Origin of the sequence: Novosphingobium sp., assembly GCF_030696665.1 — a bacterium.
Taxonomy (GTDB): Bacteria; Pseudomonadota; Alphaproteobacteria; order Sphingomonadales; family Sphingomonadaceae; genus Novosphingobium.
The window spans coordinates 76,893-89,862 of record NZ_JAUYRV010000046.1 but is presented as its reverse complement, the minus strand read 5'-3'; the positions used below and the strand labels follow the sequence as shown (position 1 = coordinate 89,862).

Sequence of the window (12,970 nt, the reverse complement as noted above, 5' to 3'; positions counted from 1 at the left end):
CTTGCCCAGGATCGTCGAAAACCGTGACCTGAAATGGTCGGCTGAACAGATGTATGATCTGGTCGCCGATGTGCGGCGCTATGCCGAGTTTTTGCCGTGGGTGGTGGGCACACGGATCAAGTCTGACAGCGAAGGCGAGATGATTGCCGACCTGCTCGTGGGCTTCAGTGCTCTGCGGGAGAAGTTCACCTCACGCGTTCTCAAAACCCGCCCAAGCCAGATCAGGGTTGAGTACATTGACGGCCCGCTGAAGCGGCTCGAAAATGACTGGACGTTCACACCGAACCCCGACGGCGGCTGCACCATCGGCTTCAGCGTGGATTTCACGTTCCGCAATGCAATCTTCGAAAAAATTGCAGGACAGTACCTTGATGCGGCATTCCGAAAAATGGTCGCCGCATTCGAAAAGCGCGCAGAGCAGCTTTACGGCAGCAGCAGTTCCAGCGCCGTCAACGTCGCCTGAAAGCGGACTTCGGCGCGCGTTGATGCCGTGTCGAACATCTTGAGTTCGGCATTGGTCGCTTCAGGGTCTTCGCCGCGCTTGGCACAGGCGAATACCACCGTGCCTACCGGCTTCTGGTCTGAACCGCCGTCCGGCCCGGCCACGCCGGTAATAGCCACGGCCACATCTGCCGACGACTTTTTCAGCGCGCCTTGCGCCATCGACCACGCCACCGCGATGGAAACCGCACCGAACGTATCGATAAGGTCTTCCGAAACGCCCAGCACTTCCATCTTGGCTTCGTTTGAATAGGTCACGAACCCCCGGTCGAGCACAGCCGAACTGCCCGGCACTTCAGTTAGTGCCGCCGCAACCAGACCGCCAGTGCAGCTTTCGGCAACCGCGATCGTGCGGTTCAGGGCTGCATTCTCTGCGACTACCCGCCGAGCAAGATTGCCGATTTCAGGTGGAAGGAGGCTGTCCATCCGCTCAGGCCGCCGTCTTGCAAATTGGGAAGGATGAAGCTTTGCCCGACTTTGGCTTGTCTGACAGCACCAGCACGAACGTCACCAGTTCAGCCGTGTTTTCGGGCGGAAGGGGCGAAAGCAGGCGGACGCCCCGCTCGATGGCGGTGCACTGGCCAGATTTGATCTCGCTGCCCACCATTTCGCTGACAATGCCCTCTACGAAGGGTTGGACCGCCTCGTCCGGCATGTTGGCGATGGTATCGACCATCTTGCTGTCCTTGGTCGACCCGAGTTTTAGAAACGCAGCCTTGGCCATCGGCCAGGTGGCGTCCTTGCGCGCGGCGTAGCGGCCGAGGAATTCGGTTCCGCGCGTGGCGAAGTAACCATTGGTCGCAAGGTGCGGCTTGCAGCTCTTCATCGTGCCGCCGATCACGGCGGGCAGGGCATAGCCAACCAGCGCCGTCACCTCGGCCTCGGACAGGCAGGAGGCAGGTGCCGTCGCGGCTTGCGCCAGTTGCGACTGGAACAGCGCAAGGCCTGCTGAGGCTGCCAAAGCAAATCGTGAAATTTTCATGTGATTCAAGCTCCTGCAAGGATCAACGGGCATGTACTGTTGCCACCGCCTGTGCCGCAATGCCTTCGCCGCGCCCGGTCAAACCCAAGCGTTCCGTAGTAGTCGCCTTGACCGAGACTGCGTCCAAGTCAATCCCGAGAATCTGGGCAAGCGCTGCACGCATCGCTGCTTTGTGCGGCCCGATCTTCGGAGCCTCGCAGATCACCGTGACATCCACGTTGGCAATCTCAAACCCTGCCGCGCCCACCAAGGACGCTGCGTGGGCAAGGAACCGGTCAGAAGAGGCGCCCTTCCACTGCGGGTCAGACGGCGGAAAGTGATCGCCAATGTCGCCCGCCGCAATTGCGCCAAGGAGTGCATCCACCAGTGCGTGGATCGCCACATCAGCGTCGGAATGGCCCGAAAGCCCTTTGCCGTGCGGGATACGCACGCCGCACAGCCACAGTTCCTCACCCTCGACCAGTCGATGGACATCGAAACCCATTCCGGTGCGGACCTGACCGCCCATTGCCTGCTCCTCAAGATCAGCCGCAAACGTCACCTTGCGCAACGCTTCATCGCCATCAACCAGCACCACATCATGACCCGCCGCCATCGCCACTTGCGCGTCATCTCCCGCGTCCGGTGTGCCGCTCCACGCCCGGTGTGCGACAAGGATTGTGGGGTAATCAAACGCCTGCGGTGTCTGCACCCGGTACAACTCTTCGCGTGCCACGGGATGAAGAATAGCGCCTTCAGCCCCGCGAACCATGCTGTCTACCACGGGCAAAACCGGAACAGCACCTAAAGCGCCATCCAATGCACCTAGAAGGCCAGTAATGACCGCACGAGGCAGCACGGGACGCGCAGCATCGTGGATCAGCACTTTGACAGGAGCATCAGCTTCAATCGCCTCAAGTGCCGCCCTAACCGATTCCTGCCGCGTCGCCCCGCCCACCACGAATCGCACTTGCGAAAGACCAGCCAACGCCTCGGCGGCAATATCTTCCCAGCCATCAGGTATCGCCACGATCACGGGGGCGACCCCAGCCTGCAGTAATGCTTCAACCGAGTGACGCAGCAGTGGCTTTCCGCGCCACACCACGAATTGCTTGGGCACCGCACCACCCGTGCGCAGCCCTTTGCCCGCAGCGACCACAACCGCCGCGATCCGCGTTGGCCCGAGAGGAAGAGAAGCGTCCATCCGCCGCGCCTCTACCAGCGCTTGGCATGCCGGAGCAACAGCCTTGCCGTTTCACCTGTAATCGACTAAGCGCTGCCTGTTTTTTAGGCAGTTGATCATCCATGTCCGAAGTCCCCGTCCCGCCACAGTTGAAGCCCATTCAGGTCGGCCCTGTCACCGTCGATTGCCCGGTCGTGCTCGCCCCTATGACGGGCGTTTCGGACCTGCCGTTCCGCACCATCGTGCGCCGCTTCGGTTCCGGCCTGAACGTGACCGAGATGATCGCCAGCCCAGCCGCGATCCGCGAAACCCGCCAGTCGATCCAGAAGGCTGCGTGGCATCCGATCGAAGAGCCCGTGTCGATGCAACTTGTCGGGTGCGAGCCTGATCAGATGGCCGAAGCCGCCAAGCTCTCGGAGGACAAGGGTGCGGCGATCATCGACATCAACATGGGTTGCCCGGTCCGCAAGGTCGTCAATGGCGACGCCGGTTCAGCCCTTATGCGCGACATCCCGCTTGCCACCCGCCTGATCGAGGCGACGGTCAAGGCGGTGAATGTTCCCGTCACCGTCAAGATGCGCATGGGCTGGTGCCACGACAGCCTCAACGCCCCGGAATTGGCGCGCATTGCCGAAGATCTGGGTGCCAAGATGATCACCGTCCACGGTCGGACACGCAACCAGCTGTACAAGGGCACTGCCGACTGGGCCTTCGTGCGCAGTGTGAAGGATGCGGTATCCATCCCCGTGATCGTCAATGGCGACATTTGCGGTATCGAGGACGTGGCCACCGCCATCGCGCAAAGCGGCGCTGACGGCGTGATGATCGGTCGCGGCTCCTATGGCCGTCCTTGGCTGCTGGGCCAGATCATGCACTGGCTGAGTACCGGGGAGCCTCTGGCCGATCCGACCCTGCCCGAACAATACGCCCTGATCGTCGAACACTATCACGCAATGCAGGAGCATTACGGCACGATCACCGGCGTCAACATGGCGCGCAAACACATGGGCTGGTACACCAAGGGCCTCCACGGCTCGGCCGATTTCCGCAACAAGGTCAACTTCATCGACGATCCTGAAGCGGTCCTCGCCAGCCTCGCCGACTTCTATGGTCGCGCGATAGAGCACCAACTCATTGCTGCCGAAACAGCTGGCCAGCGCGCCGCCGCATGATCGCGCTTCCCGACTGGCGCCGTTCCGAACCCGGGCAAAAGCCTGAACCCAAGCGCGTTGTCGCCAGCCTTCCGCTCGCCCTTTTGCAGCTCGACCCGGATCTGATCGTCGCCACGGTCAACCCGGCTGCTGAGCAGTTGATGGGGCAAAGCTACCGCCGCCTCGTCGGCAAATCGGTCTCCGAACTGTTCGATTTTGAAGAGCCCCTTATCTTGGGCCGCCTTGCCGATGGTGAGGCGCAACTGTTCGCGCGCGGCGTGCGGGTGCGCATCATGGGCCAGCCACCGCGCCGGTTTGACGTGATGACCAGCCCGGTAACGCATTGTCCGGGCTGGCAATTGTTGATGCTGCACGAAGGCGTCGGGGTTGAGGCGTTGAGCGGTGATGGCAGCGGGGCCGGGGGCGGGGAGGGAATCGCCCTGCGTGCGCCCGATGTACTCGCACATGAAATCAAGAACCCTCTCGCCGGCATACGCGGCGCGGCACAGTTGCTTGATCGCAAGCTTTCGGAACGTGATCGCGCGATGACCGGTCTGATCACGGCTGAAGTGGATCGCATTGCCAAGCTGATCGATCAGATGCAGTCGCTTTCGCGCCGAAGTGCCGAACCTGCCCAGCAGTGCAACCTTCATGAAGCCGTGCGCCGTGCGCAGGCAGTAATCACTGCAGCGCATCCCGGAGCGGCGCTTATCGAAGAGGCGTTCGATCCTTCGCTTCCCCCGATCATGGCCAATCCGGATTCGCTGGTGCAAGTCCTGCTCAACCTGATGAGCAATGCGCGAGAGGCTTGCCAGCATGAGGGGGCGCCGAAGATTTCGGTCCGCACGCGCTTTGCCAGCGGCATCCAGCTTCACGCAGGGCCGGGAGGAAAGCCGTTGCGGCTGCCTATTGAATTGCGCGTTTCCGACAACGGCCCGGGGATCGACCCCAAACTGCGCGATCACATTTTTGAGCCGTTCGTGACCGGCAAAAAGAACGGGCAGGGCCTCGGTCTGGCGCTGGTGCAGAAGCTGGTGCGCGAAATGAATGGCCGCATCACTCATGATCGGGACGAGGCGCAGGGCCTGACTCATTTCCGCATCCACCTCCCAGTCGCTGGATCGGTGCAGCTATGACCAAGCGCGTCCTGCTCGTCGAAGATGACGCATCCATCGCCCTAGTCATCACCGCGGCACTCGAAGCCGAAGGGTTTAATGTCGACCGTTGCGATTCCATCGCTGGCAGGGATCGCTTTCTCGCAGGGGCTGACTACCGCCTTCTGCTGACTGACGTGATGCTGCTCGACGGCGATGGCATCGAAACGCTCGGTCCCGTGCGCGAAGCGCATCCTTCGTTGCCGATCATCATTCTTTCGGCACAAAACACACTCGATACCGCTGTCCGCGCCAGTGACACCGGGGCCTTCGAATATTTCCCCAAGCCTTTCGACCTTGAAGAACTGGTCCGCACGGTAACCCAAGCCATCGGGATGGCCGAGGCAGCGGAACCCGATCTGCCGGAGGACGTCCCGCAAGGCTTACCGCTGGTCGGTCGCAGCGCGGCGATGCAGGCGGTCTACCGCATGATCACGCGCGTCCTGCGCAATGATCTGACGGTGCTGATCTTGGGCGAATCCGGCACGGGCAAGGAACTGGTCGCCGAAGCAATCCACCAGCTTGGCAATCGCCGCTCAGGCCCGTTTATAGCCGTAAACACTGCGGCCATCCCCGCAGAACTGATCGAAAGTGAACTGTTCGGTCACGAAAAGGGTGCGTTTACCGGCGCAGTCGCCAGGTCCATCGGCAAATTCGAACAAGCCAGCAGCGGGACGCTGTTCCTCGACGAAATTGGTGACATGCCAATGCAGGCGCAAACCCGCCTGCTGCGCGCGCTGCAATCAGGCCGCATCCGCCGGGTCGGCGGGCGAGACGAGATAACCCTCGATTGCCGAATCGTCGCGGCCACCAATCGCGATCTCCTGCCGATGATCGCTGCCGGCACGTTCCGTGAAGACCTCTACTATCGCCTCGCGGTCGTCCCTATCGAGTTACCGCCTTTGCGGGAGCGCGCCGATGATATTGCGGCGCTGTCCCGTCACTTCCTGACCCGTGCTGCGGCTGAAGGCCTGCCGCGCCGCCAAATGACGCAGGCCGGTGTCGATTTGCTTTCACGCCAGCCTTGGCGCGGCAACGTGCGCGAATTGCGCAACTTCATTTATCGCCTCGCCTTGCTGGCGCGGGACGAACTTGTTGACGTTGCCACGATTGAGCCTTTGCTGGCGCAGGCCGAAAATGCCGCAGTCCAAAGCACCGGATCCGGTCTGCCCACCGATCCGTCCGATCTGGCTGCGGCGGTCGATCATTGGGTTGCTGGCAATGCCCCTGCGGCGGGGACGGTTTATGATGCTGCGCTGGCAGCCTTTGAGCGGCCGCTATTTCTGAATGTCCTGGCGCAGACCGGCGGCAATCAGCTTCGCGCCGCGCAGATACTGGGCATCAATCGCAACACGTTGCGCAAGCGTCTTGTCGACCTTGCGATATCGCCGGAAGATGTATCGCGCAGGGATTGAACATCCACGCTCTTGTGCCGATCAGTCGTTTATCCCGCGTAGTCTGGCGTTGGTCGGTTTCTGCTTGCATTTATGCAACAGGGGTGTTGTTACCTTGCAACTATGCAACAGGCCGGCAAAGTTTCGATCCGCCGAATGCCGCGCTGGTATCGCCGCGCGCTCCTAAGCTTGCGCAGGGCAAACGTCTTCTTTCTGCTTGAAGTTGCGGCCACCACCATTCTTGCCCTGATGCTGTCGGTCAGTTGGCTTACGCTGACCGGCGCAAGCTCCGACGGCCAGATTTTGCCTTCGCGCCTCACGTCGAGCCTGCTGATCGGCACGCTGGTTCCGGCTATGGCACTGCTCGTGCTGGGGGGGCGCCGTCTCGCCATTCGCCGCGCCACCAAAAGCCTGCTGGGATCAAGCGGGAGGCTTCATGTGCGGCTCGTCTGGCTGTTCTCGTTGATTGCGGCCATTCCCACGCTGCTGGTGGTGGTCTTTGCCTCGCTGCTGTTCCAGTCCGGTGTAGAGTTCTGGTTCTCCGACAATTCGCGCGGCATGCTCGAAAACGCGAACCAGCTTGCGCGCGGGTATTATGAAGACAAGCTGCGCGATGTGGGCAACGAAACCATCGCAATGGCGGGCGACATCCGCGATTATTTGAATCAAGCCCCGATCACGTCGACCGAATTCGCCGAGGGCTATTCGTATCAGGTGCTCGGCCGCAAGATGAACGAGTCCGCGATTCTGGAGCGTATGCCCGACGGCTCGCTTCGCACTGCGGCCATCGTCGACCCCGAAAAGTCTGAACGCCAGCAACGTGTCACCAATCAGGATCTGAAGCGCCTCGATTCAGGGGAAATGGTCGTCGTCAACGCTTCTGCCGAACGCATCGAAGCCATCACGCCGGTAGACAAGCAGCGCGGCATCTATCTCTATGCCGCCCGCACGTCGAACGCACTTGCGCTTGAACAGTGGGAGCGCGCGCAAACCGTGCTCAAGTCCTACGACATGCTGACCACGCGGGCGAGGGCGCTGCAGCTGCGCTTTAATGTGTTGTTGTTCGCGGTCAGCCTTGCGCTGGTTGCCGTCGCGGTATGGGCCGCACTGCGTTTTGCCGACAGGCAGGTGGCGCCACTGGCCGAACTCGTATCCGCAGCGCGCACCATCGGCAGTGGCAACTTTGCCATGCGTGTCGCGCAAAGCAGCGGTACCGATGAGGTCGGCTTGCTCGCCCGCGCGTTCAACCGCATGACCCAGCAGCTTGAAGGGCAGACGCAGGCGCTTGTTTCCGCCAACGCCCAGCTTGAAGTGCGCCGTGCCTTTATCGAGGCCGTGCTCGAATCCATCACCGCCGGAATCATCTCCATTGGGCGCGATGGGGCCGTGCAATTGATCAATTCGTCGGCTCAGCGCGTAATTCTGCCCACTGATGCACCAAGCCCGATTGGCCGCCCCTTGGTGGAACTCTCGCCGGTCTTTGCCCAACTCGTTGCCTCCGGCCAGCCCAACAACGTGATCCAGCACCCGCTCGACGGTGATCTGCGCACGCTTGCCGTGCGCGTGGCGCAGGACAGCAACGGTCACGTTATCACCTTTGAAGATATCACCCGACAGTTGCTTGACCAGCGCCGCGCCGCTTGGTCCGACGTTGCCCGCCGCATCGCGCACGAAATCAAGAACCCGCTAACGCCAATCCAGCTTGCGACTGAACGCCTGAAGCGGCGATATGGGCGTCAGATCGAGAACGATCCGGAACTGTTTGAAGAACTGACGAACACGATCATCCGTCAAGTTGGTGATTTGCGCAAAATGGTCGACGAATTCTCTTCGTTCGCCCGCCTGCCAAAGCCGGTGTTCCGCGCCGAAGACGCAAGCGACCTGGTGCGTCAGTCGTTGTTCTTGCAGGAAGTTGCCCACGCCAACATCGATTTCAGCTTTGCCTGCAACGAGCCTTCGATGCCGGTCCAATGCGATCGCCACCAGTTCGGCCAGGTTATGACAAATGTTGTCAAAAATGCAGTCGAAGCGATTGAAATGAAATCAAAGTCTGCAGATATTGATTTTAGGGGGCGGATCGCCGTCACGCTGGCTGGTGATGACCAGACTGTCACGGTCAGCGTCACCGATAACGGCATCGGCCTTCCTGCTGAGCGTGACCGCATCCTCGAACCTTACATGACCACGCGCGAGAAGGGGACCGGCCTCGGTCTCGCCATCGTCCACAAGATCGTCGAAGAACACGGCGGCGAAATGGCCTTCACGCCAGAACCCGGTGGCGGCACCCGCGTCACCATGCGCTTCGCCCGCGATCCGCTTTCTACCTCACCCGCGCACGCTGAACAGGACTGACAGGACCCCAACATGGCACTCGACATCCTCATCGTGGACGACGAACGCGACATCCGCGAACTCGTCGCCGGCGTTCTCTCCGACGAAGGCTATGGCTGCCGATTGGCGGCTGACAGTACATCGGCGCTTGCCGCAATAGACGAACGCCGTCCCAGCCTCGTGCTGCTCGACGTCTGGCTCCACGGCAGCCCAATGGACGGCCTCGAAGTGCTCGACGAAATCAAGCGGCGCGAGCCGGAACTGCCGGTGATCATCTTTTCCGGCCACGGCAATATCGATACCGCCGTCTCGGCCATCGGGCGCGGTGCGATGGACTTTCTCGAAAAGCCATTCGAAGCTGAACGCCTGCTCCTGCTGGTTGAACGGGCCACCGAAACCGAACGCCTGCGCCGCGAAAACCAGCGCCTGCGCCAGGGCTTCGCCATGTCCGATGAATTCACCGGCAACAGTTCGGCGATCAATCAGGTCCGCGCCACGCTCAAGCGCGTCGCCAACACGGGCAGCCGCCTGCTCATCACTGGTCCCGCCGGATCGGGCAAGGAAGTCGCCGCGCGGTTGCTGCATTCTTGGAGCCCCCGTGCGCAGAACGCTTTCGTGACGGTCAATTCTGCGCGCATCACGCCTGAACGGTTCGAGCAGGAACTGTTCGGCGAGGAAGTGGACGGCAAACTGGTGCGGGCAGGGCTGCTCGAAATGGCCGATGGCGGCACGCTGTTCCTCGATGAAGTGTCAGACATGCCGGCGTCCAGCCAGGCCCGCATCCTGCGCGTCCTTACCGAACAGTCCTTCGTCCGAGTCGGCGGGCACCGGCAATTGCGGGTCGATGTGCGCGTCGTCTCGTCCTCGTCGCGCCCACTGGAAAAGGAAATCGCCGAACGTCGCTTCCGCGAGGATCTGTACTACCGACTCAACGTCGTGCCTGTTGCGATCCCGTCGCTGATCGAACGGCGTGACGACATTCCGGCGCTCGTCGACCATTTCTTTGCCCGCTGCGCCAATGAGCAGGGCGTAACCCCGCCAGCTGTCTCGCCCGAAGCGATGGCTGCAATGCAAAGCTATGACTGGCCGGGCAACGTCCGTCAGCTTCGCAACGTAGTTGAACGCACGGTAATTCTCGCCCCCCGCGATCGTCTCGCCCGCATCGATTCGGACATGCTGCCTTCCGAGATCGTGGCCACTCCGATAGGCGGTGATTCGAGTGGTTCGACGCTGATGGGCGTCCCCCTGCGCGAGGCGCGTGAGAACTTTGAGCGTGAATATCTGAAGGTCCAGATCCGCCGGTTCTCGGGCAATATTTCCAAGACCGCCAGCTTCATCGGCATGGAACGCTCGGCTCTGCACCGCAAGCTCAAGCTCCTCGGCATGGCCGAGCGGCGTGATGATGATGAAGACGACTGACGTTGAAACTGCAACTGTGAATACGCATTTATTCGGAACCCAACGCAATTTCCGCTGTTTACGTGACCGGCGCAGCAGCTTAAACTCAACATTGAACCCGGCTGGGGTGCTTATGCACGAAGGCCAGATCGCTAAGGTCCGTTAAGGGCCCGAGCCAATATAAAATGGAGTCACGAGAAATGACCGGCAAAACGCTTACCGCGCGCCCGAAACCGAAGGCTGAACCTGCACCCGTGGCGGAAACGCCGGTGCCAGTGGCTGCCCCCAGCGGCGGCAAAGGGCAGAACCTTCAGGATCTGTTCCTCAACCACCTGCGCAAGAACAAGGTTCCGGTCACGATGTTCCTCGTGAAGGGTGTAAAGCTGCAGGGCATCGTCACGTGGTTCGACAATTTTTCGATCCTGTTGCGCCGCGATGGCCAGTCGCAGCTTGTCTACAAGCACGCGATTTCCACGATTATGCCGGCCCAGCAGCTTTCGGTCGCTCACTTCCAGTCCGGGGGTGAGGAAAACGGCAAGAAGGCGCGCCTGCTGCAGGAAGTGTTCCTGTCCAGCGTGCGCGATGCTGCCGTGCAGGTCACAATGTTTCTGGTCAACGGCGTGATGCTGCAGGGCCGTGTCGCTTCTTATGACCTTTTCTGCATGCTGCTTGAGCGTGAGGGCTACGTGCAACTCGCTTATAAGCATGCCGTTTCGACAATTCAGCCTGCCGGTCACGTTGACCTCACCGGCGACTGGGATGGTGAGGATTCCTGAGTACTTTTGAATTTGGCAATAATACCGGCGACATAGCCGGTGAAGTCACCCGTGGCGCGCGCGCCGTCGTCGTCCTCCCTGACATAAAGCAGCGGGGAGGGGGCCTCGGCGCAGACGCTGAGTCCCGGCTTGAGGAAGGGCAGGGCCTTGCCCACGCCATCGGCATCGAGGTGGTTGACGCCTTCATCCTGCCGATCCGCGCCGTTCGCCCAGCCACGCTGTTCGGTGAAGGTCAGGTCGAGCGGATGGCTGTGGCTTGCAATCAGTCAGATGCCGAACTGGTCATCGTGGATGGCGCTCTCTCGGCGATCCAGCAGCGCAACCTCGAAGACAAGCTCAAGCGCAAGGTCATCGACCGCACGGGCCTGATCCTGGAAATCTTCGGCGAGCGCGCAGCCACAGCGGAAGGCCGCCTGCAAGTCGAACTTGCACATCTGGATTATCAGGCGGGGCGGCTCGTCCGTTCTTGGACCCACTTGGAACGCCAGCGCGGCGGCTTCGGCTTCCTTGGCGGCCCCGGTGAAACCCAGATCGAGGCGGACCGCCGTCAGATCCGTAGCCGCATGTCGCGGCTGCGCAAAGAGCTTGAGCAAGTGCGCCGCACGCGCGGCCTCCATCGTGAACGCCGCCAGCGCGCGCCGTGGCCGGTGATCGCTCTGGTCGGGTACACCAACGCCGGAAAGTCGACTCTTTTCAATCGCCTGACCGGCGCCGATGTGATGGCCGAAGACCTGCTCTTCGCCACGCTCGATCCCACGATGCGTGCAATCCGGCTTCCCGGCGTGGACAAGGCGATCCTGTCCGATACCGTGGGCTTCATCTCGGATCTCCCCACCCAACTCGTCGCAGCGTTCCGCGCCACGCTCGAAGAGGTGACTGCGGCCGATCTGATCGTACACGTCCGCGACGTCGCCAACCCGGCCACGGCAGACCAGAAAACCGAAGTCGAACAGATACTTGCTGATCTCGGCGTCAACGGGGAGGGGGAGCCTCTCGTCCCCGTGATCGAGGCGTGGAACAAGTGGGATATGCTCACCGCCGAGGAGCAGGCGATGCGGCACGATCTCATCGCGGCCAAGATTACCGACGTTCCGGTGGTTCCCATCTCGGCGCTGACGGGTGAGGGCGTCGATCTCCTGCTTGACCAACTCAGCAAGATGCTGACCGGTGGAGCGCAGACGCTCGAACTCACCGTGCCGCTGTCAGACGGGCAACGTCTGGCATGGCTCCATGCGCATGGTGACATTCTTGAAGAAAATCAGATTGATGGGGCCGAAAATGAACCCGCGATGCGCATAAAAGTTCGTCTTACACAGCGCGAACTGGGCCGCTTCACCGCTCTGACTGCTTGACCGCCTGCCACAGGGCTTCCTGCTGATCGAGCGGAAGCGAGGCAAACTCGCCCTCGGCGCGCGCTTCCATGCCCCGGAAGCGCCGCTCAAATTTGGCGTTTGCCGCCCGGAGCGCGTCTTCGGGCGGCACGCCATATTTGCGCACCAAGTTAACCGCTGCAAACAGCAGATCACCGGCTTCCTCAGTGCGTTCATCTTCTGAAGAAGCCTCACGAAGTTCCTCAATTTCTTCAAAAACCTTTGCGGCAGCACCTTGTGCATCGGGCCAATCAAAGCCTTGTCTGGCTGCACGCTTTTGCAGCTTCTCGGCGCGCATCAGCCCCGGTAATGCCAGCGCAACGCCATCCATCGCACTTTGCGCACCCTTTGACGCACGTTCTGCGGCCTTCGCGGTTTCCCAGCGATCCTCACGCGATTGGCCTTCATCGCTTTCATCGCCGAACACATGCGGATGGCGCGCTTCCATCTTGTCCGAAATCGCGGACGCCACATCTTCAAATGAGAAGAGGCCTTGCTCCTCAGCCATTCGCGCATGGAACACTACCTGTAGCAGCAAGTCGCCGAGTTCTTCTTTCAACGCTGCCATATCGCCGCGCGCAATCGCATCATCGACCTCGTAGGCTTCCTCAATCGTATAAGGCGCAATCGTCGTGAATGTCTGCGCGCAATCCCATTCGCATCCACGCCGCGGATCGCGCAGCCGCGCCATAATGCCAAGTAGGCGGTCAAGATTGGGTGTAGTTGCCGTTGCTGCCATCGCATTGGTCCA

12 protein-coding genes are annotated in these 12,970 nt (G+C 61.2%); 8 read left to right on the top strand and 4 right to left on the bottom strand.

The annotated features are described in order from the left end of the window. Position 1: 1 nt before the first annotated feature. Positions 2 to 463: a type II toxin-antitoxin system RatA family toxin gene (locus Q8R81_RS13300; protein WP_305618576.1), complete on the top strand. Its 462-nt coding sequence runs from the start codon at positions 2 to 4 to the stop codon at positions 461 to 463. Here the strand turns inward: Q8R81_RS13300 and Q8R81_RS13295 are convergent. From Q8R81_RS13295 to Q8R81_RS13285, 3 genes are read right to left on the bottom strand one after another with little or no spacing between them, the layout of a single operon-like run. Continuing rightward, a complete protein-coding gene (locus Q8R81_RS13295) occupies positions 424 to 927 on the bottom strand; it encodes a CinA family protein (protein WP_305618574.1) in 504 nt (167 codons plus the stop codon). The genes Q8R81_RS13300 and Q8R81_RS13295 overlap by 40 nt on opposite strands. 4 nt (positions 928 to 931) lie before the next feature. After that, positions 932 to 1,483, bottom strand: coding sequence for a hypothetical protein (locus Q8R81_RS13290; protein ID WP_305618572.1), 552 nt, complete (start codon positions 1,481 to 1,483; stop codon positions 932 to 934). Between the two features lie 22 nt (positions 1,484 to 1,505). Then, complete coding sequence (locus tag Q8R81_RS13285) at positions 1,506 to 2,666, bottom strand: bifunctional 2-C-methyl-D-erythritol 4-phosphate cytidylyltransferase/2-C-methyl-D-erythritol 2,4-cyclodiphosphate synthase (protein ID WP_305618570.1); 1,161 nt, start codon at positions 2,664 to 2,666, stop codon at positions 1,506 to 1,508. Between the two features lie 101 nt (positions 2,667 to 2,767). On the opposite strand from Q8R81_RS13285, the gene dusB reads away from it, so the two are divergent. The 7 genes from dusB (at position 2,768) to hflX (ending at position 12,201) form a co-directional block, all read left to right on the top strand. Next, positions 2,768 to 3,817, top strand: a complete 1,050-nt coding sequence (dusB, locus tag Q8R81_RS13280) for a tRNA dihydrouridine synthase DusB (protein ID WP_305618568.1) — start codon at positions 2,768 to 2,770, stop codon at positions 3,815 to 3,817. Further along, complete coding sequence (locus Q8R81_RS13275; protein ID WP_305618567.1) at positions 3,814 to 4,932, top strand: nitrogen regulation protein NR(II); 1,119 nt, start codon at positions 3,814 to 3,816, stop codon at positions 4,930 to 4,932. The genes dusB and Q8R81_RS13275 overlap by 4 nt, the downstream gene beginning before the upstream one ends. Further along, positions 4,929 to 6,365 carry a sigma-54 dependent transcriptional regulator gene (locus Q8R81_RS13270; protein WP_305618566.1) on the top strand — a complete coding sequence of 479 codons (1,437 nt, stop codon included), beginning with the start codon at positions 4,929 to 4,931 and terminating at the stop codon, positions 6,363 to 6,365. The genes Q8R81_RS13275 and Q8R81_RS13270 overlap by 4 nt, the downstream gene beginning before the upstream one ends. A gap of 102 nt (positions 6,366 to 6,467) precedes the next feature. Beyond that, on the top strand, positions 6,468 to 8,696 hold the full coding sequence (locus Q8R81_RS13265) for an ATP-binding protein (protein ID WP_305618564.1): 2,229 nt from the start codon (positions 6,468 to 6,470) through the stop codon (positions 8,694 to 8,696). A gap of 12 nt (positions 8,697 to 8,708) precedes the next feature. Then, entirely contained in the window at positions 8,709 to 10,094 is a 1,386-nt protein-coding gene (locus Q8R81_RS13260) for a sigma-54 dependent transcriptional regulator (protein ID WP_305618562.1), read from the top strand. A 179-nt stretch (positions 10,095 to 10,273) separates the two neighbouring features. Further along, a complete protein-coding gene (gene hfq / locus Q8R81_RS13255; protein WP_305618560.1) occupies positions 10,274 to 10,849 on the top strand; it encodes an RNA chaperone Hfq in 576 nt (191 codons plus the stop codon). Beyond that, the gene (gene hflX, locus Q8R81_RS13250) at positions 10,846 to 12,201 is read left to right on the top strand and encodes a GTPase HflX (RefSeq protein ID WP_305619389.1); all 1,356 of its coding nucleotides are present in this window, start codon (positions 10,846 to 10,848) and stop codon (positions 12,199 to 12,201) included. The genes hfq and hflX overlap by 4 nt, the downstream gene beginning before the upstream one ends. On the opposite strand, the gene mazG is transcribed toward hflX, so the two are convergent. After that, entirely contained in the window at positions 12,182 to 12,958 is a 777-nt protein-coding gene (gene mazG / locus Q8R81_RS13245) for a nucleoside triphosphate pyrophosphohydrolase (protein WP_305618558.1), read from the bottom strand. The genes hflX and mazG overlap by 20 nt on opposite strands. Positions 12,959 to 12,970: the final 12 nt, after the last annotated feature.

Bases quoted from the DNA above. Each gene is read 5' to 3' on its own strand.
- Q8R81_RS13270 (WP_305618566.1), top strand. From the start codon at position 4,929: ATGACCAAGCGCGTCCTGCTCGTCGAAGATGACGCATCCATCGCCCTA.
- hfq (WP_305618560.1), top strand. From the start codon at position 10,274: ATGACCGGCAAAACGCTTACCGCGCGCCCGAAACCGAAGGCTGAACCT.
- Q8R81_RS13265 (WP_305618564.1), top strand. From the start codon at position 6,468: ATGCAACAGGCCGGCAAAGTTTCGATCCGCCGAATGCCGCGCTGGTAT.
- Q8R81_RS13290 (WP_305618572.1), bottom strand. From the start codon at position 1,483: ATGAAAATTTCACGATTTGCTTTGGCAGCCTCAGCAGGCCTTGCGCTG.
- dusB (WP_305618568.1), top strand. From the start codon at position 2,768: ATGTCCGAAGTCCCCGTCCCGCCACAGTTGAAGCCCATTCAGGTCGGC.
- Q8R81_RS13260 (WP_305618562.1), top strand. From the start codon at position 8,709: ATGGCACTCGACATCCTCATCGTGGACGACGAACGCGACATCCGCGAA.
- mazG (WP_305618558.1), bottom strand. From the start codon at position 12,958: ATGGCAGCAACGGCAACTACACCCAATCTTGACCGCCTACTTGGCATT.
- Q8R81_RS13275 (WP_305618567.1), top strand. From the start codon at position 3,814: ATGATCGCGCTTCCCGACTGGCGCCGTTCCGAACCCGGGCAAAAGCCT.
- Q8R81_RS13295 (WP_305618574.1), bottom strand. From the start codon at position 927: ATGGACAGCCTCCTTCCACCTGAAATCGGCAATCTTGCTCGGCGGGTA.
- Q8R81_RS13285 (WP_305618570.1), bottom strand. From the start codon at position 2,666: ATGGACGCTTCTCTTCCTCTCGGGCCAACGCGGATCGCGGCGGTTGTG.